Source organism: Micromonospora sp. NPDC049048, from assembly GCF_043197615.1.
GTDB lineage: Bacteria > Actinomycetota > Actinomycetes > Mycobacteriales > Micromonosporaceae > Micromonospora.
This window is the reverse complement of the sequence record NZ_JBICTM010000007.1, coordinates 1-22,975: the sequence shown is the minus strand read 5'-3', so window position 1 is coordinate 22,975 and position 22,975 is coordinate 1. Positions and strand designations below refer to the sequence as shown.

Below are 22,975 nucleotides of genomic sequence, written 5' to 3'. Positions count from 1 at the left end.
TGCGGAGGTGGGAATGAGTATCCGGGTTGCGGTCGCCGGTGCGAGCGGCTACGCGGGGGGTGAGTTGATCCGCCTGGTCGCCGGGCACCCGGAGTTCGACCTCGTCGCCGCCACCGCACACAGCCAGGCCGGGCACCGCCTCGACGTCGTACACCCGCAGCTCGCCGGCCTGGACATGGTGCTCGGCGAGACGGACGCGGCGACGCTGGCCGACGCGGACCTGGTCTTCCTGGCCCTGCCGCACGGCCAGTCGGCGGCCCTGGCCGCCCAGCTGCCGCCCGAGGTGCGCGTGGTCGACCTCGGCGCGGACCACCGCCTCGCCGACCCGTACGCCTGGGCCAACTACTACGGCGGCACGCACGCCGGGCCGTGGACCTACGGGCTGCCCGAGCTGCCGGGCCAGCGGGAGCTGATCGCCGGTGCCACGCGGGTCGCCAACACGGGCTGCTACGCCGCCGCGATCATCCTGGCCCTCGCCCCGCTGGTCGCCGCCGGCGCCGCCTCCCCGGCCGACGTGGTGGTCGTCGCCGCGTCCGGCACCTCCGGCGCCGGCAAGGCGGCCAAGGCGCACCTGCTCGGCAGCGAGGTGATGGGCGACCTGTCGTCCTACCGCGTCGGCACCCACCAGCACGTACCGGAGATCAAGCAGGCCACCGGCGCGACCGGCCTGTCGCTCACGCCGGTGCTCGCGCCGATGCCCCGGGGCATCCTCGCCACCGTGACGGCCGTGCCGGCCCGGGGCGTGGACCCGCGCGCGGTGCTCGCCGAGGCGTACGCCCACGCGCCCTTCGTGCACGTCCTGCCCGAGGGGGCCTGGCCGCACACCGCCGCCACCCTCGGCTCCAACTCGTGTCATCTCCAGGCGACGGTCGACGTCGACTCCCGGCGGATGATCGTGCTCAGCGCACTGGACAACCTCGGCAAGGGCGCCGCCGGCCAGGCCGTGCAGAACGCCAACATCATGTGTGGCCTGCCGGAGACGACGGGCCTGTCCGTCTGGGGGGTAGCACCATGACTGTCACGACTCCGCGGGGGTTCCGGGCGGCCGGGGTGGCCGCCGGGCTCAAGGCCAGCGGCGCGAGCGACGTCGCGCTGGTCGTCAACGACGGCCCGGACGCCGGGGTCGCCGGCGTGTTCACCGCCAACCGGGTCAAGGCCGCGCCGGTGCTCTGGACCCAGCAGGTGGTGCGCGCCGGCGTCGCCCGCGCCGTCGTACTCAACTCGGGTGGCGCCAACGCGTGCACGGGGCCGGCCGGTTTCCAGGACACCCACGCGACCGCCGAGCACACCGCCGCCGCGCTCAGCTCGGCCAGCGCGCGGTTGATGCTCGGCGCCGCCGACGTGGCGGTCTGCTCGACCGGCCTGATCGGCGAGCGGCTGCCGATGGAGAAGCTGCTTCCGGGCGTACGGTCGGCGATCCGTCAGCTGTCGCGCGACGGTGGCCCGGCCGCCGCCGAGGCCATCATGACCACGGACACCCGGCCCAAGACCACGGTGGCCCGGGGCAGCGGCTGGACCGTCGGCGGCATGGCCAAGGGCGCGGGCATGCTCGCCCCGGCGATGGCCACCATGCTCTGCGTGCTGACCACCGACGCGGTGGCCGGGCCGGAGGAGCTCGACGCCGCCCTGCGGGAGGCGTGCCGGGTCACCTTCGACCGGATCGACTCCGACGGCTGCATGTCGACCAACGACACCGTGCTGCTGCTGGCCAGCGGTGCGAGCGGCATCGCGCCGACCGCCGCCGAGCTGACGGCCGCCGTCACCGCCGCCGCCCACGACCTGGCCCAGCAGCTCATCGCCGACGCCGAGGGCGCCACCAAGCAGATCGCCATCGACGTGGTCGGCGCGGCCAGCGAGGACGACGCGGTCGAGGTGGGCCGGTCGGTGGCCCGCAACAACCTGGTCAAGACCGCGCTGTTCGGCAACGACCCGAACTGGGGGCGGATCCTCGCCGCCGTCGGCACCACCGCCGCCGCGTTCGAGCCCGACGGGGTCGACGTCGCGGTCAACGGGGTCTGGGTGTGCCGCTCCGGCGCCGCCGCCGAGGACCGGTCGAAGGTCGACCTGACGGGACGGGACGTCACCATCCGGATCGACCTGCACGCCGGCGCCGCCGAGGCCACCGTCTGGACCAACGACCTTTCCCACGCGTACGTGCACGAGAACTCGGCCTACTCGACATGAGCCTCTCCACCGATCTCGCCCGCGCCCAGGCCAAGGCGGCCACGCTGATCGAGGCGCTGCCCTGGCTGGCCCGCTTCTCCGGCTCGACCGTCGTGGTCAAGTACGGCGGCAACGCCATGGTCGACCCCAAGCTCCAGCGGGCCTTCGCCGCCGACATGGTCTTCCTGCGGTACGCCGGACTGAAGCCGGTCGTGGTGCACGGCGGCGGGCCGCAGATCTCCGCCATGCTCGGCCGGCTGGGCATCGCCAGCGAGTTCCGGGGCGGCCTGCGGGTCACCACCCCGGAGGCGATGGACGTGGTCCGGATGGTCCTGGTCGGCCAGGTGGGGCGGGAACTCGTCGGCCTGATCAACGCTCACGGGCCGTTCGCGGTGGGCCTGTCCGGCGAGGACGGTGGGCTGTTCACCGCCGTGCGGCGGCCCGCGTACGTGGACGGGGAGCCGGTCGACGTCGGGCAGGTCGGCGACGTCGAGTCGGTCGACGTCTCGGCGGTCACCGACCTGATCGCGGCCGGCCGCATCCCGGTCATCTCCACCGTGGCGCCCGACGCCGACGGGGTGCTGCACAACCTGAACGCCGACACCGCCGCCGCCGCGCTCGCCGTCGCCCTCGACGCCCGCAAGCTGGTCGTCCTCACCGACGTGCCGGGCCTGTACGCCGACTGGCCGGACACGAGCAGCCTGGTCAGCGAGATCACCGCCGACGAGCTGGCGGAGCTGCTGCCGTCGCTGGAGAGCGGCATGGTGCCCAAGATGGAGGCCTGCCTGCGGGCGGTGCGCCAGGGGGTGCCGGCCGCGCACGTCGTGGACGGCCGGGTCGCCCACTCCACGCTGCTGGAGGTCTTCACGTCGGAAGGATTCGGCACCATGGTCATCCCCACGAGAACCCCCTCCACGAGCCCCGCAGTCGTCAACCAGGAAGGCACGGTCGCCGGATGAGTACGCTCGTCGAGCGCTGGTCCCAGTCCATGATGGACAATTACGGCACGCCGCCGCTCGCTCTCGTCTCCGGCTCCGGTGCCGTCGTGGTCGACGAGGCCGGCCGGGAGTACGTCGACTTCGTCGGCGGCATCGCCGTCAACGCCCTCGGTCACGCCCACCCGGCCGTGGTGGCCGCCGTGTCGAAGCAGGTCGCCACCCTCGGGCACGTCTCCAACCTCTACGTCGCCGAACCCCCGGTGGCCCTGGCCGAGCTGCTGCTGGCCCTGGCCGGGCGGCCGGGACGGGTCTTCTTCGCCAACTCGGGCGCAGAGGCCAACGAGGCCGCGTTCAAGCTCTCCCGGCTCACCGGCCGTACGCACGTGGTCGCCACCCGGGGCGGCTTCCACGGGCGCACGATGGGCGCGCTCGCCCTCACCGGTCAGCCGGCCAAGGCCGATCCGTTCCGCCCGCTGCCCGGCGAGGTGACCCACGTCGACTACGGCGACGTGGCCGCGCTGGAGGCGGCGGTCACCGACGCCACCGCGATGGTGATCATCGAGCCGATCCAGGGCGAGAACGGCGTGGTGGTCCCGCCGGCCGGCTACCTGGCCGCCGCGCGCCGGATCACCGCCCGGCACGGCGCGCTGCTGGTGCTCGACGAGGTGCAGACGGGCGTCGGGCGTACCGGGCACTGGTTCGCCCACCAGGCCGAGGGGGTCGAGCCCGATGTGGTGACCCTGGCCAAGGGGCTGGGCGGTGGGCTGCCCGTCGGCGCCTGCCTGGCCTTCGGGCGGGCCGCCGAGTTGCTCGCCCCGGGTTCGCACGGCACCACCTTCGGCGGCAACCCGGTGAGCTGCGCCGCCGCCCTCGCCGTGGTGTCCACCATCGCCAGCGAGGGGCTGCTCGACCACGTCAAGCGGATCGGGGAGCGGCTGCGCCGGGGGATCGAGGGGCTCGGCCATCCGCTGGTCGACGGCGTACGCGGCGCGGGCCTGCTGCTCGGCGTGGTGCTCGCCGCGCCCGTCTCGAAGGTCCTCGCCGAGGCGCTGCGGGAGGCCGGTTTCCTGGTCAACCCGGTGCAGCCGGGCGTGGTGCGGCTCGCCCCGCCGCTGATCCTCACCGCCGCCCAGGCCGACGACTTCGTGGCCGCTCTCTCGGCCGCCCTCGACGCGACGTCCCCGGCCGCCGCCGGTGCCGCCGGTGCCGCGCCGGATCCTGGTACGAAACGGCCCTTGGAGGGGCCGGAACCTACCAAGATCTCCACGTCGCCCGCCGTGGACGCCGCGTCCGCGTCCAGCGGGGCGTTGCCGAGTGTTACGGAGGCGAGCGCGTGATCCGGCACTTCCTGCGCGACGACGACCTGACCCCCGCCGAGCAGTCGGCCGTGCTCGACCTCGCGGCGCGGATGAAGGCCGACCGGTTCGGCCACCGGCCGCTGGCCGGACCCCGGTCCGTGGCGGTGCTGTTCGACAAGCAGAGCCTGCGTACGCGCTTCTCGTTCGACGTCGGCATCGCCGAGTTGGGTGGGCACCCCCTCGTGGTGGACACCCAGGTCACCCACTTCGGGCGGGGCGAGACCCTCGCCGACGCCGGCCGGGTGCTGTCCCGCTACGTCGCGGCGATCGTGCTGCGTACCCACGGCGACGACCGGCTCGCCGAGGTCGTCGACGGCGCCTCCGTGCCGGTGGTCAACGCGCTCACCGACGGCTTCCACCCCTGCCAGCTCCTGGCCGACCTGCTCACCGTCCGCGAGCACTGCGGCGGCACCGCCGGCCGGACGCTGGCGTACGTCGGCGACGCCGCGAACAACATGGCGCACTCGTACCTGCTCGCCGGGGCGACCGCCGGCCTGCACGTACGGGTCGCCGGGCCGGCCGGCTTCGGCCCCGACCCGGAGGTGGTCGCCCGGGCCGCCAAGATCGCCGCAGGTACCGGGGGCTCGGTGCAGGCGTTGACCGACCCGGTGGCGGCGGTGGCCGGCGCCGACGTGGTCGCCACGGACACCTGGACCTCGATGGGGCACGAGGAGGACGGGCTGGACCGGATCACCCCGTTCCTGCCGTACCAGGTCAACGCCGCGCTGCTCGGCCACGCCGCGCCCGACGCCGTCGTGCTGCACTGCCTGCCCGCGCACCGGGGCGAGGAGATCACCGACGAGGTGCTCGACGGCCCGCAGAGCGTCGTGTTCGACCAGGCGGAGAATCGGCTGCACGCCCAGAAGGCGCTGCTGACGTTCCTCCTCGGGGCCGCACCCGCCGTCCCGGACGCGGCGGCGCCGGGCGTCGCCGCGACCAGGGAGACATGATGACCGCCCCGCTGACCCGCGCCGCCCGGCACGCCCGCATCGTCGAACTGATCCGCGACAGGGCGATCCATTCGCAGACCGAGCTGGCCGACCTGCTCTCCGGCGACGGCATCCAGGTCACCCAGGCCACCCTCTCCCGCGACCTCAAGGAGTTGGGCGCGGTCACGGCGCGCGGCGGCGACGGGCGGGCCTGCTACCTGATCCCCGAGGACGGGCACCGGCCGCTGCGCGACGCCGAGACGGCCCCGGCCCGACTGATCCGCCTGCTGCGCGAGCTGCTCAACGGGGTCGACGCCAGCGGCAACATCGCCGTGTTGCGTACCCCGCCGGGCGCGGCCCACTACCTGGCCAGCGCGTTGGACCGAGCGGGTCTGCCCGAGGTCGTCGGCACCATCGCCGGCGACGACACCATCCTCGTCGTGACCCGCGAGGCCGTCGGCGGGGCCGCGTTCGGCGACAAACTCACCGCCTGGGCCCGCCGGGAAGAGAACGCTGAAGGGAACACCACACCATGACCGAGCGGGTCGTACTCGCCTACTCCGGAGGGCTCGACACCTCCGTCGCCATCCCGTACCTGGCCGAGCAGACCGGCGCCGAGGTGATCGCGGTGGCGGTCGACGTCGGGCAGGGCGGCGAGAACCTCGACGCGATCCGGCGGCGCGCCCTGGACTGCGGCGCGGTCGAGTCGGAGGTGGTCGACGCGCGCGACGAGTTCGCCGCCGGGTACTGCCTGCCGGCCATCCGCGCGAACGCGCTCTACATGGACCGCTACCCGCTGGTCTCCGCGCTGTCCCGGCCGCTGATCGTCAAGCACCTGGTGGCCGCGGCCCGCAAGCACGGCGGCACCATCGTGTCGCACGGCTGCACCGGCAAGGGCAACGACCAGGTCCGCTTCGAGGTCGGCCTGGGCGCGCTCGCGCCCGACCTGAAGATCGTCGCGCCGGCCCGGGACTACGCCTGGACCCGGGACAAGGCGATCGCCTTCGCCGAGGAGAAGGGGCTGCCGATCGACGTGTCGGCGAAGTCGCCGTACTCCGTCGACCAGAACCTGTTCGGGCGCGCCGTCGAGACGGGCTTCCTGGAGGACATCTGGAACGCCCCCGTCGAGGACCTCTACTCGTACACCGCCGACCCGGCGCAGGAGCGCGACGCCGACGAGGTCACCATCACCTTCGACGCCGGCGTGCCCGTGGCGGTCGACGGCGAGACCGTCACCCCGTACCAGGCGATCCTGGAGCTCAACCGGCGCGCGGGCGCGCAGGGCGTGGGCCGGCTCGACATGGTCGAGGACCGCCTCGTCGGCATCAAGAGCCGCGAGGTGTACGAGGCGCCCGGCGCCATCGCGCTGATCACCGCCCACCAGGAGTTGGAGGCGGTGACCGTGGAGCGGGACCTGGCCCGGTTCAAGCGCGGCGTCGACCAACGTTGGGGCGAGCTGGTCTACGACGGACTCTGGTTCTCCCCGCTGAAGAACGCGCTGGACGCGTTCATCGACGACGCGCAGCGGCACGTCACCGGCGAGGTACGGCTGAGCCTGCACGGCGGCCGGGCCACCGTCACCGGGCGGCGCTCCGAGGCCAGCCTCTACGACTTCGGCATGGCCACCTACGACACCGGCGACACCTTCGACCAGTCCCTGGCGAAGGGCTTCGTGCAGCTATGGGGCCTGCCCAGCAAGATGGCCGCCGCCCGGGACGCCCGGTTGGGAGGCTGAGGACCGTGACGACCAGAATGGGCGACGTGGACGACAAGAGCCTGACCGAGAACAGCGCCGCGACCAACCGCACCAGCCTGTGGGGTGGCCGGTTCGCCGGCGGCCCCGCCGAGGCACTGGCCCGGCTGTCGGTGAGCGTGCAGTTCGACTGGCGGCTGGCCCCGTACGACATCGCGGCGTCCCGGGCCCACGCCCGGGTGCTCGCCGGGGCCGGCCTGCTCGACCCGGACGAACTGGGCCGCATCCTCGCAGCCCTGGACGACCTGGAGGCGGCCTGCGCCTCCGGGCAGTTCCGTCCCACGGTCGACGACGAGGACGTGCACACCGCCCTGGAACGGGGGCTGCTGGAGCGGCTCGGCAGCCTCGGCGGCAAGCTGCGCGCCGGCCGGTCGCGCAACGACCAGGTCGCCACCGACCTGCGACTCTACCTGCGCGACCACGCCCGGGGCGTGGCCGGCCGGCTGGTCGAGCTGGCCGAGGCCCTCGTCGAGCAGGCCGAACGGCACGTGGAGACCGCCGCGCCCGGCATGACGCACCTGCAGCACGCCCAGCCGGTCACCTTCGGGCACTGGCTGCTGGCCCACGTGCAGCCGCTGCTGCGCGACCTGGAGCGGCTGCGTGACTGGGACGACCGGGCGGCGGTCAGCCCGCTCGGCGCGGGCGCGCTGGCCGGCTCCGGCCTGCCGCTGGACCCGGTGGCCGTCTCGAAGGAGCTGGGCTTCCGCACGTCCTTCGCCAACTCGATGGACGCCGTCGCCGACCGGGACTTCGTCGCCGAGTTCCTCTTCGTCACCGCGATGACCGGGGTGCACCTGTCCCGCCTCGGCGAGGAGGTGGTGCTCTGGACGTCGCAGGAGTTCGGCTGGGTGGAGCTGGACGACGCGTTCGCCACCGGCTCGTCGATCATGCCGCAGAAGAAGAACGCGGACATCGCCGAGCTGGCCCGGGGCAAGTCCGGCCGGCTCGTCGGCGGGCTGATGAGCGTGCTGACCATGCTCAAGGGCCTGCCGATGACGTACGACCGGGACATGCAGGAGGACAAGGAGCCGGCCTTCGACGCGGTCGACACCCTGGAGCTGCTGCTGCCGGCGCTCGCGGGGATGATCTCCACGATGACCGTACGCGCCGACCGCCTCGTGGCCGCCGCCCCGGTCGGGTTCTCGCTCGCCACCGAGGTCGCCGACTGGCTGGTCCGGCGCAACGTGCCGTTCCGCGACGCCCACGAGATCACCGGGCGGCTGGTGGCGCTCTGCGTGGCCCGCGACTGCGCCCTCGACGAGGTCAGCGACGACGACCTCGCGGCGGTCAGCGAGCATCTCGACCCGTCGGTGCGTGACGTGCTCTCGGTCCGCTCGGCGCTCGCCGCCCGCACCACGCCCGGCTCGACCGGCCCGGGGCCGGTCGCCGACCAGCTCGCCACCGCCGCCGACAAGCTCGCCGGCTGGCGGGAGTGGGCCGCCGAGCGGGTCGTTCCCCGCTGAGTCGCCGACCCCGCGCGGCCGCCACGGAGGCCGCGCGGGGTTCAGCCCGTCGGGCGCTCCCGCTTCGGCAGCTTGGCCACCACCGCGTCGTACGAGGCGTCGACCGCCTCGATCAGCTCCTCGTCGTCGATCCCGCCGGCCAGGCGCAGCGTGTTCCAGCCGGAGCGCCCGATGTACGGCGATGCCCGCGCGTCGCCCGGGTGCCGGTGCAGCCACTCGTCGGCGATCTCCCGGGTCGGCCCGCACTTCACGCCGACCGTCGGGTCGTCGGCGCCGGAGGAGCCCAGGAAGGCGAAGATCCGGCTGCCGACCTTCACCACCTCGTCGCCCTCCCACGGCTGGTCCAGCCGGGCGCCCGGCTTCCCCAGGCAGTACGCCAGCATCTCCTCGCGCGTCATCGCGTCCTCCTCGGCACCGCTTTCGGGCCCAGTCTGGACCATCGGCGGCGTCAGTCGGTGGTGGCGGTGCGGGCGGAGAGTCGTTCGTAGCGCTGCTTGGCGGCCTGCGCGCTGCCCAGCCCCAGCCCGTACGCGATCTGCTGCCAGGTCAGTCCACGGGCGCGGGCCAGCGTCAGCAGTCCCGCCTCCATCGTGTCGACCTCGGCCCGCAGGTGCGGGACGAGGGTGAGCGCCGCGACGAGGTCCGCGTCGTCGGCGGGTTCCTCGCCGGGCTCGACCTCGGCCCCGCCGGCGGCCAGGGCGGTGACCAGCGCGACCGCCTCGTACGTGTCCGGCAGGTAGGGGTTGGTGTGCCGGCGACGGCGGGCCTCGGTGTCGGCGTGCCGGTCGGCGATCCGACGCAGGGCCGCGTAGGTGCGGTGCGCCCGGGACGCCCCGGCGTCGGGGGCGGTGAAGGAGTCCGTCATGCCGCCACTCCAACACATCAACGATATGTTGTCAACGAAACGTTGATGGGCTGACGGGCGTCGGCCGTCCGGGGCGGATAGGGTCGGTGCCGTGGTGGCGTACTCCCCGCGCCGCCCCGCCGATCTCGCGGGGCTGGCCGACCTGCTCGCCGGCCCGGTGGTGCCGGCCGCCCGGGGCCTGCTCGGCTGCCGGCTGACTGCCGGCGACGTGACGGTCCGGATCACCGAGGTCGAGGCGTACGCCGGGACGGCCGGCGACCCCGCGTCGCACGCGCACCGGGGCCGCACCCCGCGCAACGCCGTCATGTTCGGCCCGGCCGGGCACGCCTACGTCTACTTCACCTACGGCATGCACTGGTGCATGAACGTGGTCACGGGCGTCGACGGGGAGGCCTCGGCGGTGCTGCTGCGCGCCGGCGAGGTGGTCGACGGCGTCGAGACGGCCCGGGCGAGGCGCCCCGCCGTACGCCGGGACGTCGATCTCGCGCGCGGGCCCGCCCGGCTCTGCGCGGCCCTGGGCATCGACAGGAGCGCCTACGGCCGCTGGCTGCTCGGCGACGGTCCGGTCCGGCTGCGCCCGGCGGACGTGCCGGTGCCCGAACAGGCGGTCGTGGCCGGGCCCCGGGTCGGTGTGACCGGCGCGCACGACGTGCCGTGGCGGTTCTGGATCGCCGACGAGCCGACGGTCAGCGCCTACCGCCGGCACGTGCCCCGCAGCCGCTGACCTGCCCGGCGGCGACCGCCGTGCGGCGACGCGGGCGGCGTGACGGCGGCCACCGGGGGTGCCGCGGATGGCGGAATAGTTGACTCGTCAAATATGTTGTGCCGTGCGTCCGGGCGCCGCAGCGGCCCCGGCCAGGGACGAACGCGAGGAGCTGGTCATGCAGTTCGGAGTCTTCACCGTCGGCGACGTCACGGTCGACCCGACCACCGGTCGCGAGCCGACCGAGCATGAGCGGATCAAGGCGATGGTCGCCATCGCGCTGAAGGCCGAGGAGGTCGGCCTGGACGTCTTCGCCACCGGCGAGCACCACAACCCGCCGTTCGTGCCGTCGTCGCCCACCACCATGCTGGGCTTCATCGCGGCCCGTACCGAGCGCCTGCTGCTCTCCACCTCCACCACGCTGATCACCACCAACGACCCGGTGAAGATCGCCGAGGACTACGCGATGCTCCAGCATCTCGCCGACGGCCGGGTGGACCTGATGATGGGGCGCGGCAACACCGGGCCGGTCTACCCGTGGTTCGGCCAGGACATCCGCAACGGCATCCCCCTGGCCATCGAGAACTACGACCTGCTGCACCGGCTCTGGCGCGAGGACGTCGTCGACTGGAAGGGGCGTTTCCGCACCCCGTTGCAGTCGTTCACCTCGACGCCGCGCCCGCTCGACGGCGTGCCGCCGTTCGTCTGGCACGGCTCGATCCGCAGCCCCGAGATCGCCGAGCAGGCGGCCTACTACGGCGACGGCTTCTTCGCCAACCACATCTTCTGGCCGAAGGAGCACACCCAGCGGATGGTGGGGCTCTACCGGCAGCGCTTCGCCCACTACGGCCACGGCTCCGCCGACCAGGCCATCGTGGGCCTCGGCGGGCAGGTGTTCATGCGGCGCAACTCGCAGGACGCGGTGCGCGAGTTCCGGCCCTACTTCGACAACGCGCCCGTCTACGGGCACGGCCCGTCGCTGGAGGAGTTCACCGCGCAGACCCCGCTGACCGTGGGCAGCCCGCAGCAGGTCATCGACCGCACGCTGGGCTTCCGCGAGTACGTCGGCGACTACCAGCGCCAGCTGTTCCTGATGGACCACGCCGGCCTGCCGCTGAAGACCGTGCTGGAGCAGCTCGACCTGCTCGGCGAGGAGGTCGTGCCCGTGCTGCGCAAGGAGTTCGAGTCGCTGCGTCCGGCGCACGTGCCCGCCGCGCCCACCCACGCGTCCCTGCGCGACGCCGCACGCCCGGACGCCGGCCGGGACGCCGGGGACCGGGCCGGGACGGAGACGGGCCGATGACCCGCCGCACGCTCGCCGTGGTGTCGGCCGGGCTGGGGCAGCCCTCGTCGACCCGGCTGCTCGCCGACCAGCTCGCCGTGGCCACCCGCGACGAGCTGGCCCGGCGCGGCGACGACGTCGACGTACGCACCGTCGAGCTGCGCGAGCACGCCCACGACGTCGTCAACCACCTGCTGACCGGCTTCCCGTCGCCCGCCCTGCGGGAGGTGCTCGACACGGTCACCGGCGCGGACGGGCTGATCGCCGTCACGCCGATCTTCCACGCCTCGTACAACGGGCTGTTCAAGTCGTTCTTCGACCTGGTCGAACCCGGCGCGCTGGCGGACCGGCCGGTGCTGGCCGGCGCCACCGGCGGAACGGCACGGCACTCGCTGGCGCTGGAACACGCCGTCCGGCCGATGTTCGCCCACCTGCGGTCGATCGTGGTGCCCACCGCCGTCTTCGCCGCCCCGGAGGACTGGGCCGCCGGGGCCGCCGACGGCGCGCTGCGGGCGCGGATCGTCCGCGCCGGCCGCGAGCTGGCCGAGCAGATCCACCGGCGGCCGGCGTCCACCGGCCCCGCCGACCCGTTCGCCCTCACCACCAGCTTCGACGAACTGCTCGGCGGCCGGGACCGCTGAGCGCCGCCGACCCGCCGACCCCGCTCCGGGGCCGGCGGGTCGAGGGCACGTCAGCGGGCGTGACCGTACGGGCGGGCCACCAGCACCGGGCAGTGCGCGTGCTGCACGAGGGTCTGGCTGACCGAGCCGAGCAGCAGCCCGGTGAACCCGCCCCGGCCCCGGGAGCCGACCACCACCAGCGCCGCGCCCCCGCTGGCCTCGACGAGCGCCTGCTCGGCCTTCGGCGCCCGGAGCAACCGCTCCTCGACGGCCAACCCCGGGTGGCTGCCCCGCACGGCCGCCGCGGCGGTGGCGAGCAGCTCGGCGGACTCCGCGTCCACGGCGGCCTGCTCCCGGTTCACCTCGCCCGCCGCGGTGCCGTCCCCGTCCGGCGGCTGGACGTGCACCAGCACCAGCCCGTCGCCGCGACGGGCCGCCTCGTCGGCCGCGTACCCGACCGCCAGTTCGGCGGTCTCCGAGCCGTCCACCCCGACCAGCACCGGCCCGGCGACCGGGATCGGCTCCTCGACGGGACGCACCACCAGGACCGGGCAGTGCGCGTGGGCGGCCACCTGCGTGCCGACCGAGCCGAGCAGCAGCCCGGCGAAGCCGCCCAGCCCCCGGCTGCCCACCACCACCAGCTCGGCCCGCCGGGACTCCTCGACCAGCGTCGCACCTGGCCCGCCGGCCACCTGACGCGCCTCGACGGTCAGCCCCGGGCAGCGCCCGGCGAGGTCGGCGGCCGTGCGTTCCAACATCTTCTGCGCCTCCTCGGTCGGCGCCGGCAACCCCAGGTCGTACGGGTTGATCGGCACGCCGTAACCGAGCGGGTGCAGGTAGCCGTGCACGAGGTGCAGGGGACGGGATCGCAGCAGGGCGGCCCGGGCGGCGTGCTCCGCCGCCAGCAGGCTCGCCGGTGATCCGTCCACCCCCACCACCACGGGTCGGTTCATCAGCCCTCCCTCACGTCGATCCGGTCATTGTCGAGGCGGCACCGGCCACCGGCCGGCATTTACACGGACGCCGTCGCGTCGGTCGGGGGAGCGACCGGCGCGACGGCGTCGCGGTGCGGTGACCGGGTCAGGACGCGTCGTCCCGCTTCGGCTGCCGCACGATCACCAGCGGGCAGTGCGCGTGGTGCAGTACCGCGTGGCTGACCGAGCCGAGCAGCAGCCCGCCGAGCGCGCCCCGACCGCGCGCCCCCACGACCACCAGCTGGGCCTTCTTCGACTCCTCGACCAGCACCCCGCCGGGCGAGCCCCGGACCAGCCGGTGCTGCACCGGCACGTCGGGATAGCGCTCGGCGAAGCCGGCGACGGACTCCGCGAGGACACGCTCCTCCTCGGCGGCGAACGCGTCCAGGTCGTACACCAGGGGCAGGATGTCGCCCGGACCGACCGGTGCGGGGAAGAGCCAGGCCTGCACCGCGACCAGCGGGGCGCCCCGGCGGCTGGCCTCCTCGAACGCGAACGCGACGGCCTCGCGGGAGCACTCCGAGCCGTCGACGCCCACCACGATCGGGCCGTCGGCGCGCTGCTCGCCGCGCACCACGAGGACGGGCACCTGCGCGTGGGCGGAGACCTGCACGGTGACGGAGCCGAGCAGCAGCCCGGCGAAGCCGCCCAGGCCCCGGTGGCCCAGCACCAGCAGGGCGGCGTCCTGGGACTGCGCGAGCAGGACGGGGGTGGCCGCGCCGTCGACCACCACGCCGGTCACCGGCACGTCCGGGGCGATCTTGGTGGCCTCGGCGATCGCCTCGGCGACGTACCGCTCGGCCTGGTTGCGCAGGCCGGCGCCGGCCGGTGCGCCCTCGGCGGCGCCGAGCGGGGCGCGTGTCAGGGGCCAGATGAAGGCGTGCACGATCCGCAGCGGGCGCTGCCGCTCGGCCGCCTCCCGCGCCGCCTCCCGGACCGCGTCGAGCGCGGCGGCCGAACCGTCCACTCCTACCACGACGGGGGCACCGGTGTTGATGGCCATCGAATCCTCCTTCTGTCCGTCTCCAGCCTGCTCCTTCGGAACGCTACCGGTCAGAGGCGGTCGCCCTGATCATCGGGACCTTCGTCCCGGATCGCCGGCCTGCGGGTCACCGGCCGGGCCGGCGCTTCCCGCCTCGTGCCGGGCGGACCGGCGGGCCAACCGCAGCACCAGCCCGGGCAGCACGCTGACGGCGGCGCAGGCCAGCAGCTCCACCACGCCGAGCGGCTCCGTGCCGAGCAGCTCCCGCAGCGGGGGCAGCAGCACCCCGGCGACCTGGAGCAGCGCGGAGACCGCCACCGCGACCGGCAGCGCCAGGTTGCCGCGCCGGGCGCCGGGCGGTCGCGGCGCGCGGACCGCGAGTGCCACCCCGAGCTGGGCCAGGCCGAGCACCACGAAGACCACCGACTGCCAGGGCCGGTCCCAGTGCGCGGCGAGCACCCCGGCGCCGAGCACCACGGCGGCGATCAACGTGCCGGTGACCAGTACGTCCCGGCCCAGGCCGGCGCCGAGCACCGACTCGGACGGGGAACGGGGCGCCCGACGCAGCGTGCCCGGCTCCGCCGGCTCCGCGCCCAGCGCCACCCCCGGCACGCCGTGGGTGAGCAGGTTCACCCAGAGGATCTGCGCCGGCAGCAGCGGCACGGCCAGCCCGAACAGCGGACCGAGCAGCATCACGGCGATCTCGGCCGCCCCGCCCGAGAGCGCGTAGCGCAGGAAGCGCCGGATGTTGTCGTAGATGCGCCGGCCCTCACCGATCGCCGCGGCCACCGTGGACAGGTCGTCGTCGACGAGCACCAGGTCCGCCGCCTGCCGGGCGACCTCCGTGCCGCCGCCCATCGCCACCCCGATGTCGGCCCGGCGCAGCGCCGGAGCGTCGTTCACGCCGTCGCCGGTCATCGCCACCACGTGCCCCCGCGACTGGAGACCGGCGATGATGTCGAGCTTCTGCTCCGGCTGGGTACGCGCGAACACCCGCGCCCGCGGATGCGCCCGCGCCGGATCGCCGTCGTCCCCGCGTACCACCGGGTCGCCCTCGCGCCAGATCCCCAGCTGGCCGCCGATCGACGCGGCGGTCGCGGGGTGGTCGCCGGTGACCAGCACCAGCCGGACCCCGGCGTCGTCGAAGCTGCCCGCGATGTCGGCCGCGCCCGGGCGCAGCGGGTCGCCCACGGCGACCAGCCCCACAGGCCGCAGCCCGACCGGCCGGGCGGGATCGTCCGGCGGGGCGTCCACCACGGCGGACGCGACCGCCAGCACCCGCAGCCCCTCGCCGGCCAGCCGGTGCGCGGCGGCGGTCAACTCCGCGACCTCCTCAGGGGAGGCGTCGAGCAGCGGCGCGGCCAGCACGCTCTCCGGCGCGCCCTTGCACACCACCAGGTAGCGCCGGTCGCAGGAGCGGTGCACGGTGGTCATCCGGCGCAGCTCCTGGTCGAACGGGTGCTCCGCGACCCGCGGCCACGCCGCGCGGGTGCGTTCCGGATCGAGCCCGCACCGCGCGGCGAAGGCCACCAGCGCCGCCTCCAGCGGGTCGCCGACCGCCCCCCACTCCGGCCGCTCGTCGGTGGGCGGCGCCAGGGCCGCGTCGTTGCAGAGCAGCCCGGCCCGCGCCAGGCGGCGCAGCTCCTCCGGTACGGCCACCGGCTCGCCCCGCCGGTGCACCGCGCCGTGCGGCGCGTAGCCGCTGCCGGTGACACCGTAGCGGGAACCGTCGCCGGTGACGGCGTGCTGCACCGCCATCCGGCCCTCGGTCAGCGTGCCGGTCTTGTCCGAGGCGATGACGGTCACGGAGCCGAGGGTCTCCACCGCGTGCAGCCGGCGGGGGATGGCCCGCGCCCCGGCCATCCGCCGGGCACCCAGGGCGAGGGCGAGGGTGACGACCGCCGGCAGCGACTCGGGCACGGCCGCCACCACGAGACTCACCGCCGTGACCGCCATGTCGACCACCGGCCGCCCGCCGACGACGCCGATGACGAAGACCAACCCCGAGAGCACCACGGCGGCGAAACCGAGCATCCGGCCGAGCCCGGCGAGGCGGCGCTGCAACGGGGTGGCGGCGGGCCGGGTGGCCGCCACCAGGGCGGTGATCCGGCCGAGCGCGCTCGCGGCACCCGTGCGTACCACGGTGCCGGTGGCCCGCCCGGTGGTGACCACCGTCCCCGCGCTGGCCTCCTCGCCCACCGCCCTCGCCACCGGCACCGACTCCCCGGTCAACGCCGACTCGTCGACGCTCAGCCGGGCCGCCTCGGCCAGCAGCAGGTCGGCGGGGACCACGTCGCCGGCCTCGACCCGCACCAGGTCACCGCGGACGAGGTCGGCGGCGGGCAGGACGACGTCCCGGCCGTCCCGCACGACCCGCGCCGTGGGCGCGGCGAGCTGGTCCAACGCGGCGATCGCCCGGTCGGCGCGGACCTCCTGCACCACGCCGATGGCGGTGTTCACCAGCACCACCAGCACGATCACGGCGGTGTCCGGGTAGTCGCGCAGCACGGCGGTGACCACGGCGGCGGCCAGCAGCAACGCCACCAGCGGGTCGGTGAGCTGGTGCAGGATCCGGCCGCCCAGGTGGCGGCGGGCCGGCGCGACCGCCGCGTTCGGCCCGTCCGCGCGTAACCGGACTGCGGCCTCCGCCGAACGGAGCCCCGCCGGGGGCCTGGTCGAGACGTCAGTGGACACCCGTACGCCCCCGTGGCCGTTCTGCGGACCGTCCCACATCACCCTCCGCCCTGCCGTGGCGCCGTCGCCGCGTACGTCCCGATGCCACCCTCGTCCCACCCGGGGGCACCCGCCAGGGCAGTTCCGCCCGCGACACCAGGGACCAACGGCCCTGCCGCCCACGCCCCGAGGTGCGGTGTGATGGGAGCCGGGACGACCCGTCGCAGGCACCCGGTCACCGCCGGCCCGGCCCGACGAAAGGGGCACCGCATGACCACCCTGGACGTGCTGCGCGCGCATCCGTTCCTCGCCGGGCTGCCCGAGCCGTGGCTGCCCCGGCTCGCCGGTCACGCCCGGCCGGTGGTCTGGCACCCCGGGTACCGGCTGTTCCGGGCCGACCGGCCGGCCGAGCGCTTCTGGCTGGTGCGTACCGGCCGGGTGGCGCTCGACTTCGCGGTGCCGGGCCGGGGCGACGTGGAGATCGAGACGATCGGCCCGGGCGGGGTGCTGGGCTGGTCGTGGCTGTTCCCGCCGTACCGCTGGCAGTTCGGGGCGGTGGCCGCGCAGCGCACCACGGCGGTGGAGTTCAGCGCCGAGGGCGTACGCCGGCTGATGGAGTCCGACGACGCGCTCGGCCGGCAGCTCACCACCCGCTTCATGAGCGTGGTGGTGGACCGGCTGCACGCGGCCCGGGGCCGGCTGCTCGACCTCTACGGCTACCCGGTGGCCGCTCCGCCCGCCGGCTGACCGCGTGGACGCCGGCCGTCAGCCGTCGCCGATCGGCCGCCCGCGCACCACCAGTTCCTCGACCTCCAGCCTGCCGATGCGCAGCTCCCGGATCACGGCCCGGCGGATCGCCAGCCGCCCGATCGCCAGCGCCCCGACGGCGACGGCACCGCAGGCCAGCGCGCCCACCGCCAGCGCCCCGATCGACGCCGCGCCCGCCGCCCGCGCGCCCGTCGCCACCGCGCCGGTGGCGCTCGCCCCGGCCACCCGCGCCATGCGTACGTCTCGTCCCATCCGGCCATTGTCCGCGCACCACGGCTCGCCGGCCCGGGACTTCGCGTACCGCCCGGAACCCGGACCTGTCGGTGCTCGCCCCTATCCTCGGGCCATGAACGCCGACCTGCGCCTGCGTGCCGTGCGCGACGACGACCTGCCCCACTTCTTCGCCCACGAGCAGGACGCGGAGGCCAACTGGATGGCCGCCTTCGGGCCAAAGGATCCGACCGACCGCGAGCGCTTCGACGCGCACTGGCGCCGGGTGCGCGCCGACGAGCGCATCGTCGCCCGCACGGTGGTCGTCGACGGCGAGGTCGTCGGCCACGTCGTCGCCTTCCCCGTCGACGACCGCACCGAGGTCAGCTACTGGATGGACCCGCGACGCTGGGGCCGGGGCTACGCCACCGCGGCGCTCGCCGCGCTGATGCGCGAGCTGCCCCGGCGGCCCCTGCACGCCCGCGCGGCCAAGGACAACAAGGCCTCGCTCGCCGTGCTGCGCAAGTGCGGCTTCGTCGTCACCGGCGAGGACAAGGGGTACGCCGACGGCCGGGGCACCGAGGTGGAGGAGTGGGTGCTGGAGCTCGCCGGAGACTGACCGCCGCCGCCCGCCGGGGCGTCGCGTCCGGGCGACCACTACTCTCGCGGCGTGAACTGGCTGGAACTGATCGGCTGGACAGGCTCGGCGCTGCTGGTCTGGTCGCTGCTGCAGACGCGCATCCTCCGGCTGCGTGCCCTGAACCTGGTCGGCTGCCTGATCCTGATCGGATACAACGTGGCCGTCCAGGTCTGGCCCATGGTCGGGCTGAACGTCGTGCTCGCCGTGATCAACGTCTGGTACCTGCGGTCCATGCTCGCCACCCGCCACGACGAGGCCACCTACCAGGTGGTCGAGGTCGGGGTCGACGACCAGTTCCTGGCCCACACGCTGAATGTGCACGCCGCCGACATCGCCCGGTTCAACCCCGGCTTCCGCTGGCCCCCCGGCACCGCCGCCGAACGCTCCGCGTTCCTGGTTGTCCGCGCCGACGAGGTGGTCGGCGTGGTGCTGTCGCACGCCGAGGCGGACGGCGTGGCGCAGGTCGACCTCGACTACGTCACCCGGCGCTTCCGCGACTTCACGCCGGGTGAGTTCGTCTACCGGCGCAGCACGCTCTTCACCGACCGGGGCTTCCGCCGGGTGATCACCCCGCCCGGCATGGTCGCCCCGTACTACCACCGGCTCGGCTTCCGCCCCGAGGGCCGTTCGTACGTCCTCGACCTGCCCGCTTCGCCGGTCGCCACGTAGTACTACGGCAGGTGCCCGCCTCGCCCGCCGGGCAGGCCTGATCACAACCCGGTCCGATTGAGGATTCGCCGGCCGGTCCGGTGGGCACAGACTGGCCTACGCCGGCCGCAGCCTTCGGCCGGCGGTGCCCGTCGTGCCGGCGGGCACCTGTCCCGTGTGAGGAGAGCCGGGCGTGCAGAGCATCTGGACCCAACTGGCCCTGGTCGGTGTCCTGGTCATCCTCAACGCGGTCTTCGCCGGCAGCGAGATGGCACTGGTCTCGCTGCGGGACAGCCAGATCCAGCGGCTGGAACGCACCAGCCGGGCCGGTCGGGTGCTGGCCCGTCTCGCCAAGGACCCGAACCGTTTCCTGGCCACCATCCAGATCGGGATCACCCTCGCCGGCTTCCTGGCCTCGGCCGCGGCGGCGGTGTCGCTGGCCAAGCCGCTCGTGCCGCTGCTCAGCCCGCTCGGCGGTGCCGCCGAGACCGTCGCGATCGTGGTGGTCACCCTCGCGTTGACCTTCGTCACCCTGGTCTTCGGCGAACTGGCCCCGAAACGGATCGCCATGCAGGCCGCGGAACGGTGGGCGCTGCTGGTGGCCCGCCCGCTCGACCTGCTGGCCTCCGTGACCCGACCGGCCGTCTGGGCCCTCGGCGCCACCAGCGACCTGGTGGTACGCCTCGTCGGGCTGAACCCGAAGCACGAGCCCGACGAGATCGGCCCCGACGAGCTGCGGGACATCGTCTCCGGCAACCACGGCTTCACCAAGGAACAGCGGACGATCATCGCGGGCGCCGTCGAGATCGCCGACCGGCAGCTGCGGGCGGTGCTCGTACCCCGGTTGCAGGTCTTCACGCTCGACAGCGGCACCACGGCGGAGGCCGCGCGGCTGCTGCTGGCCGCGACCGGCCACTCCCGGGCGCCGGTGGTCCGGCACGGGGGGCTCGACGACGCGGTCGGCGTGATCCACCTGCGTGACCTCGTCGGGGTGCCCGACGACCGACCGGTCGACGAGTGCGCCCGCCCGCCGATGCTGCTGCCGGACTCGCTGCCGGTGGTGGACGCGCTGCGGCAGTTCAAGGCCGAACGCCAGCACATCGCCCTGGTGGTGGACGAGCGGGGCGCGGTCGACGGGATCGTCACCCTGGAGGACATCCTCGAGGAGATCGTCGGGGAGATCTACGACGAGACCGACCGGGACGTGCTCTCCGTACGCACCGAGCCGGACGGCACCCTGCTGCTGCCCGGCACCTTCCCCGTGCACGACCTCACCGACCTCGGCGTCGAGCTGCCCGGCCGACCCGGCGGCGACTACACCACCATCGCGGGCCTCGTGCTCGCCTCCCTCGGTCACATCCCCACCGTGGCGGGCGAGAGCGTCGTCGTGGACGGCTGGGAGCTCGAGGTGACCCGCATCGCCCACCGCGCCATCGCCGGGGTCCGGCTGCGCCGGCGGGCCGAGTCGGAGACCGACGACGCCGAGGCCGTGCTGGACGAGGCCCGGAGCTGAACGCGCTGCCCGTCGCCGTCCTCGCCCGGCCGGCCGTCAGTCCGAGTAGAGGTTCTGCAACCGCACCTGGCCGCGGGCCACGAGCCGGGCGTCGGCGTCCGTGATCTCGACCTGCCAGAGCTGCTGACTGCGCCCCCGGTGCACGGGCGTCCCCACGGCGGTCAGTTCGCCGTCGCGTACCGCGCGGAGGAAGTCGGTCTGGTTCGACACGCCCACGACGCGTCCCCGCCCGGCCAGCCAGAGCGACCCGCCGATGCTGGCGGCCGTCTCGACCACCGAGCAGTACACGCCGCCGTGCTGGATCCCGAACGGTTGGTGCAGCTCGGGGCGGACCTGCCACCGGATGACCACCCGGTCCTCGCCCACCTCGTCGAGCTTGAGCCCGAGCAGGGCGACGAAGCCGCCCGTCAGATCCGGCATCTCCACGGCGTTCTCCTCCTTGATCAGGGCGCGGCCAGCCTACGCGTCCGACCAGGCGACAAACCCGGTACGGTCCTTCCCCGGTCATGGGGGAGAATCGGTGACCGTGACCGACAGCAGCCTCCCGCCGCCCGGGCGGTACTCCCTGACCGACGACCTGCGATGGCGGGGCCTGATCCAGGACTCCACCGGCCTCGACGAGCTGCGCGCGCTGCTCGACGGCGAAACCGCCGCCTACTATGTGGGCTTCGACCCGACGGCGCCGAGCCTGCACGTCGGCCACCTCGTGCAGGTCGCCACGGCACGTCGTCTCCAGCTCGCCGGACACCGGCCGGTGCTGCTCGTCGGCGGCGCCACCGGGCAGATCGGCGACCCGAAGGAGAGCGCCGAGCGGACCCTCAACTCACCCGAGGTGGTCGCCGGCTGGGTGGCCCGCATCCGCGACCAGCTCGCGCCCTTCGTCTCGTACGAGGGGGAGAACGCCGCGCAGTTGGTCAACAACCTGGACTGGACCGGCGAGATGTCGGTGGTCGAGTTCCTCCGCGACGTCGGCAAGCACTTCCCGGTCAACAAGATGCTGGCTCGCGAGGTGGTGAAGGCGCGGCTGGAGACCGGCATCAGCTTCACCGAGTTCAGCTACCAGCTGCTCCAGGCGAACGACTTCTTCGAGCTGCACCGCCGCCACGGCTGCCAGCTCCAGTTCGGCGGCTCGGACCAGTGGGGCAACATCACCGCCGGCGTCGACTACATCCGTCGCCGCGGCGCCGGCCCGGTGCAGGCGTTCACCACGCCCCTGGTGACCAAGTCCGACGGCACGAAGTTCGGCAAGACCGAGGGCGGCGCGATCTGGCTGGACCCCGAGATGACCAGCCCGTACGCGTTCTACCAGTTCTGGGTCAACGTCGACGACCGGGACGTGGGCCGCTACCTGCGGTACTTCAGCTTCCGCTCGCGCGAGGAGCTGGAGGCGTTGGAGCAGGAGACCGTCGAGCGGCCGGCGGCCCGGGCGGCGCAGCGGGCGCTCGCCGAGGAGCTGACCACGCTGGTGCACGGCGAGCGGGAGATGGCGCAGGTCGTCGCCGCCAGCCAGGCGCTCTTTGGCCGGGGCTCGCTGGACGAGCTCGCGCCGGCGACGCTGCGGGCCGCGCTGAGCGAGGCCGGTCTCGTGCACGTCGACGAGCTGCCCGACGTCGCAGGGCTGCTGCGCGACTCCGGGCTGGTGCCGAGCCTGAAGGAGGCGCGTCGGGTGATCGCCGAGGGCGGCGCCTACGTGAACAACACCCGGATCACCGAGACCGACGCCACGGTGGGCCGTGACGATCTGCTGCACGGCCGCTACCTGGTGCTGCGCCGCGGCAAGCGGTCGTTCGCCGGGGTCGAGCTGCGCGGCTGAGCGTACGAACCCGTGTGACGCGGGACGCCCCCGGCGGATTTGACGACCGATCAGCCGGGGGCGTAACTTTCTCTCTGCCAGCGCGGAAGGGACGAACGGGGCGATTGCTCCGGGAGGCCGGGCGCGGCGGACGGACTTCGGGCCGGGAGCGGTTGTGCTCATCGGTTTCCGGGCCGGGCGGTGCCCCGGATTCGCTGCGAGGCGGATTTGGCGAGGCGGAACCGACCGGGTATGGTTCATCGCTGGTAGGGAGCCGGGCGAGTTCGCGGGAGACTGCGGCGGCCGGTCTACCGGAAGCCTTGTGGAGAGCGGCGGAAGCCGCTGCCGCTTGGCGCCCGCAAATGGGTTGAAGTGGTGCGGATCGCTGCAGAGCGGTTTGACACGGCGGAAATCGGTGGGTAGCGTAGTAAAAGTGCCTGGCGCGAGAGCGGCGGGGATGGTGAACGAAATGCCCCGGGTCGGGGGCTCCACGGTGTGGGGTTTCTGGGCGGTGTGTGGTTGTTCTTTGAGAACTCAACAGGGTGCTTGATAAGCCAGTGCCAAATTGTTTATACCCCGGACTGGTGAACCTTTATAGGTTTGTTGGTCTTGGATTCCTTTGGCAACACTTTTTGTTGCCGGGATGACTGTTCGACAAGTTTTTGTTGGAGAGTTTGATCCTGGCTCAGGACGAACGCTGG

At 74.1% G+C, this 22,975-nt stretch carries 23 protein-coding genes; 16 read left to right on the top strand and 7 right to left on the bottom strand.

Annotated features, from left to right (window positions below; all coding sequences use genetic code 11):
- The first annotated feature begins 13 nt into the window (after positions 1–13).
- From argC to argH, 8 genes are read left to right on the top strand one after another with little or no spacing between them, the layout of a single operon-like run.
- Complete coding sequence (gene argC / locus ACGFIG_RS22055; protein ID WP_393005663.1) at positions 14–1,015, top strand: N-acetyl-gamma-glutamyl-phosphate reductase; 1,002 nt, start codon at positions 14–16, stop codon at positions 1,013–1,015.
- Entirely contained in the window at positions 1,012–2,184 is a 1,173-nt protein-coding gene (gene argJ / locus ACGFIG_RS22050) for a bifunctional glutamate N-acetyltransferase/amino-acid acetyltransferase ArgJ (protein ID WP_393005661.1), read from the top strand. The genes argC and argJ overlap by 4 nt, the downstream gene beginning before the upstream one ends.
- A complete protein-coding gene (gene argB / locus ACGFIG_RS22045; protein WP_393005659.1) occupies positions 2,181–3,122 on the top strand; it encodes an acetylglutamate kinase in 942 nt (313 codons plus the stop codon). Before argJ ends, argB begins: the two co-directional genes overlap by 4 nt.
- Positions 3,119–4,438, top strand: a complete 1,320-nt coding sequence (locus ACGFIG_RS22040; RefSeq protein WP_393005657.1) for an acetylornithine transaminase — start codon at positions 3,119–3,121, stop codon at positions 4,436–4,438. Before argB ends, ACGFIG_RS22040 begins: the two co-directional genes overlap by 4 nt.
- Positions 4,435–5,409, top strand: a complete 975-nt coding sequence (argF, locus tag ACGFIG_RS22035; RefSeq protein ID WP_393005655.1) for an ornithine carbamoyltransferase — start codon at positions 4,435–4,437, stop codon at positions 5,407–5,409. The genes ACGFIG_RS22040 and argF overlap by 4 nt, the downstream gene beginning before the upstream one ends.
- The gene (locus ACGFIG_RS22030) at positions 5,409–5,924 is read left to right on the top strand and encodes an arginine repressor (RefSeq protein ID WP_393005653.1); all 516 of its coding nucleotides are present in this window, start codon (positions 5,409–5,411) and stop codon (positions 5,922–5,924) included. Before argF ends, ACGFIG_RS22030 begins: the two co-directional genes overlap by 1 nt.
- Positions 5,921–7,123 (top strand): argininosuccinate synthase, encoded by a 1,203-nt coding sequence (locus ACGFIG_RS22025; RefSeq protein WP_393005651.1) that lies wholly within the window; start codon positions 5,921–5,923, stop codon positions 7,121–7,123. Before ACGFIG_RS22030 ends, ACGFIG_RS22025 begins: the two co-directional genes overlap by 4 nt.
- A gap of 17 nt (positions 7,124–7,140) precedes the next feature.
- Positions 7,141–8,604 (top strand): argininosuccinate lyase, encoded by a 1,464-nt coding sequence (gene argH, locus ACGFIG_RS22020; protein ID WP_393006296.1) that lies wholly within the window; start codon positions 7,141–7,143, stop codon positions 8,602–8,604.
- 41 nt (positions 8,605–8,645) lie between these two features.
- On the opposite strand, the gene ACGFIG_RS22015 is transcribed toward argH, so the two are convergent.
- Together ACGFIG_RS22015 and ACGFIG_RS22010 are read right to left on the bottom strand one after the other, a co-directional pair.
- The gene (locus tag ACGFIG_RS22015; RefSeq protein WP_393005649.1) at positions 8,646–9,002 is read right to left on the bottom strand and encodes an MmcQ/YjbR family DNA-binding protein; all 357 of its coding nucleotides are present in this window, start codon (positions 9,000–9,002) and stop codon (positions 8,646–8,648) included.
- Positions 9,003–9,052: 50 nt separating this feature from the next.
- On the bottom strand, positions 9,053–9,469 hold the full coding sequence (locus ACGFIG_RS22010; protein WP_393005647.1) for a DNA-binding protein: 417 nt from the start codon (positions 9,467–9,469) through the stop codon (positions 9,053–9,055).
- 91 nt (positions 9,470–9,560) lie between these two features.
- Between ACGFIG_RS22010 and ACGFIG_RS22005 the strand changes: the two genes are divergently transcribed.
- From ACGFIG_RS22005 to ACGFIG_RS21995, 3 genes are all read left to right on the top strand, one after another.
- Positions 9,561–10,193, top strand: coding sequence for a DNA-3-methyladenine glycosylase (locus tag ACGFIG_RS22005; protein ID WP_393005645.1), 633 nt, complete (start codon positions 9,561–9,563; stop codon positions 10,191–10,193).
- 157 nt (positions 10,194–10,350) lie between these two features.
- Positions 10,351–11,475 carry an LLM class flavin-dependent oxidoreductase gene (locus tag ACGFIG_RS22000; RefSeq protein WP_393005643.1) on the top strand — a complete coding sequence of 375 codons (1,125 nt, stop codon included), beginning with the start codon at positions 10,351–10,353 and terminating at the stop codon, positions 11,473–11,475.
- A complete protein-coding gene (locus ACGFIG_RS21995; protein ID WP_393005641.1) occupies positions 11,472–12,095 on the top strand; it encodes an FMN reductase in 624 nt (207 codons plus the stop codon). Before ACGFIG_RS22000 ends, ACGFIG_RS21995 begins: the two co-directional genes overlap by 4 nt.
- Positions 12,096–12,145: 50 nt before the next feature.
- On the opposite strand, the gene ACGFIG_RS21990 is transcribed toward ACGFIG_RS21995, so the two are convergent.
- From ACGFIG_RS21990 to ACGFIG_RS21980, 3 genes are all read right to left on the bottom strand, one after another.
- Entirely contained in the window at positions 12,146–13,027 is an 882-nt protein-coding gene (locus ACGFIG_RS21990) for a universal stress protein (RefSeq protein WP_393005639.1), read from the bottom strand.
- A gap of 127 nt (positions 13,028–13,154) precedes the next feature.
- Positions 13,155–14,051: a universal stress protein gene (locus tag ACGFIG_RS21985; protein ID WP_393005637.1), complete on the bottom strand. Its 897-nt coding sequence runs from the start codon at positions 14,049–14,051 to the stop codon at positions 13,155–13,157.
- 69 nt (positions 14,052–14,120) lie between these two features.
- Complete coding sequence (locus tag ACGFIG_RS21980) at positions 14,121–16,763, bottom strand: cation-translocating P-type ATPase (protein ID WP_393005635.1); 2,643 nt, start codon at positions 16,761–16,763, stop codon at positions 14,121–14,123.
- Positions 16,764–16,973: 210 nt separating this feature from the next.
- Here ACGFIG_RS21980 and ACGFIG_RS21975 point away from each other — a divergent pair, with 210 nt between their 5' ends.
- Positions 16,974–17,450 (top strand): cyclic nucleotide-binding domain-containing protein, encoded by a 477-nt coding sequence (locus ACGFIG_RS21975; protein ID WP_393005633.1) that lies wholly within the window; start codon positions 16,974–16,976, stop codon positions 17,448–17,450.
- Between the two features lie 18 nt (positions 17,451–17,468).
- Here the strand turns inward: ACGFIG_RS21975 and ACGFIG_RS21970 are convergent, their stop codons facing one another.
- A complete protein-coding gene (locus tag ACGFIG_RS21970; RefSeq protein ID WP_393005631.1) occupies positions 17,469–17,723 on the bottom strand; it encodes a hypothetical protein in 255 nt (84 codons plus the stop codon).
- Positions 17,724–17,817: 94 nt separating this feature from the next.
- On the opposite strand from ACGFIG_RS21970, the gene ACGFIG_RS21965 reads away from it, so the two are divergent.
- The 3 genes from ACGFIG_RS21965 (at position 17,818) to ACGFIG_RS21955 (ending at position 20,482) form a co-directional block, all read left to right on the top strand.
- Positions 17,818–18,300, top strand: coding sequence for a GNAT family N-acetyltransferase (locus tag ACGFIG_RS21965; protein ID WP_393005629.1), 483 nt, complete (start codon positions 17,818–17,820; stop codon positions 18,298–18,300).
- Between the two features lie 51 nt (positions 18,301–18,351).
- Positions 18,352–18,990, top strand: a complete 639-nt coding sequence (locus ACGFIG_RS21960; protein ID WP_393005627.1) for a hypothetical protein — start codon at positions 18,352–18,354, stop codon at positions 18,988–18,990.
- A gap of 172 nt (positions 18,991–19,162) precedes the next feature.
- Positions 19,163–20,482, top strand: a complete 1,320-nt coding sequence (locus tag ACGFIG_RS21955; RefSeq protein ID WP_393005625.1) for a hemolysin family protein — start codon at positions 19,163–19,165, stop codon at positions 20,480–20,482.
- A gap of 36 nt (positions 20,483–20,518) precedes the next feature.
- Here the strand turns inward: ACGFIG_RS21955 and ACGFIG_RS21950 are convergent, their stop codons facing one another.
- Positions 20,519–20,902, bottom strand: a complete 384-nt coding sequence (locus ACGFIG_RS21950; RefSeq protein ID WP_393006294.1) for a PaaI family thioesterase — start codon at positions 20,900–20,902, stop codon at positions 20,519–20,521.
- Between the two features lie 106 nt (positions 20,903–21,008).
- Here ACGFIG_RS21950 and tyrS point away from each other — a divergent pair, with 106 nt between their 5' ends.
- Positions 21,009–22,295, top strand: coding sequence for a tyrosine--tRNA ligase (tyrS, locus tag ACGFIG_RS21945; protein ID WP_393006292.1), 1,287 nt, complete (start codon positions 21,009–21,011; stop codon positions 22,293–22,295).
- Positions 22,296–22,975: the final 680 nt, after the last annotated feature.

What these genes read in the sequence shown, in the direction of transcription:
- ACGFIG_RS21990 (WP_393005639.1), bottom strand. Translation starts at nt 13,027, where the DNA reads ATGAACCGACCCGTGGTGGTGGGGGTGGACGGATCACCGGCGAGCCTG.
- ACGFIG_RS22000 (WP_393005643.1), top strand. Translation starts at nt 10,351, where the DNA reads ATGCAGTTCGGAGTCTTCACCGTCGGCGACGTCACGGTCGACCCGACC.
- ACGFIG_RS21980 (WP_393005635.1), bottom strand. Translation starts at nt 16,763, where the DNA reads ATGTGGGACGGTCCGCAGAACGGCCACGGGGGCGTACGGGTGTCCACT.
- ACGFIG_RS22040 (WP_393005657.1), top strand. Translation starts at nt 3,119, where the DNA reads ATGAGTACGCTCGTCGAGCGCTGGTCCCAGTCCATGATGGACAATTAC.
- ACGFIG_RS22030 (WP_393005653.1), top strand. Translation starts at nt 5,409, where the DNA reads ATGACCGCCCCGCTGACCCGCGCCGCCCGGCACGCCCGCATCGTCGAA.
- argH (WP_393006296.1), top strand. Translation starts at nt 7,141, where the DNA reads ATGGGCGACGTGGACGACAAGAGCCTGACCGAGAACAGCGCCGCGACC.
- argC (WP_393005663.1), top strand. Translation starts at nt 14, where the DNA reads ATGAGTATCCGGGTTGCGGTCGCCGGTGCGAGCGGCTACGCGGGGGGT.
- ACGFIG_RS21985 (WP_393005637.1), bottom strand. Translation starts at nt 14,051, where the DNA reads ATGGCCATCAACACCGGTGCCCCCGTCGTGGTAGGAGTGGACGGTTCG.
- ACGFIG_RS21950 (WP_393006294.1), bottom strand. Translation starts at nt 20,902, where the DNA reads ATGCCGGATCTGACGGGCGGCTTCGTCGCCCTGCTCGGGCTCAAGCTC.
- ACGFIG_RS21995 (WP_393005641.1), top strand. Translation starts at nt 11,472, where the DNA reads ATGACCCGCCGCACGCTCGCCGTGGTGTCGGCCGGGCTGGGGCAGCCC.
- argB (WP_393005659.1), top strand. Translation starts at nt 2,181, where the DNA reads ATGAGCCTCTCCACCGATCTCGCCCGCGCCCAGGCCAAGGCGGCCACG.
- ACGFIG_RS21975 (WP_393005633.1), top strand. Translation starts at nt 16,974, where the DNA reads ATGACCACCCTGGACGTGCTGCGCGCGCATCCGTTCCTCGCCGGGCTG.
- ACGFIG_RS21970 (WP_393005631.1), bottom strand. Translation starts at nt 17,723, where the DNA reads ATGGGACGAGACGTACGCATGGCGCGGGTGGCCGGGGCGAGCGCCACC.
- argJ (WP_393005661.1), top strand. Translation starts at nt 1,012, where the DNA reads ATGACTGTCACGACTCCGCGGGGGTTCCGGGCGGCCGGGGTGGCCGCC.
- ACGFIG_RS21965 (WP_393005629.1), top strand. Translation starts at nt 17,818, where the DNA reads ATGAACGCCGACCTGCGCCTGCGTGCCGTGCGCGACGACGACCTGCCC.
- ACGFIG_RS22010 (WP_393005647.1), bottom strand. Translation starts at nt 9,469, where the DNA reads ATGACGGACTCCTTCACCGCCCCCGACGCCGGGGCGTCCCGGGCGCAC.
- ACGFIG_RS22015 (WP_393005649.1), bottom strand. Translation starts at nt 9,002, where the DNA reads ATGACGCGCGAGGAGATGCTGGCGTACTGCCTGGGGAAGCCGGGCGCC.
- ACGFIG_RS22025 (WP_393005651.1), top strand. Translation starts at nt 5,921, where the DNA reads ATGACCGAGCGGGTCGTACTCGCCTACTCCGGAGGGCTCGACACCTCC.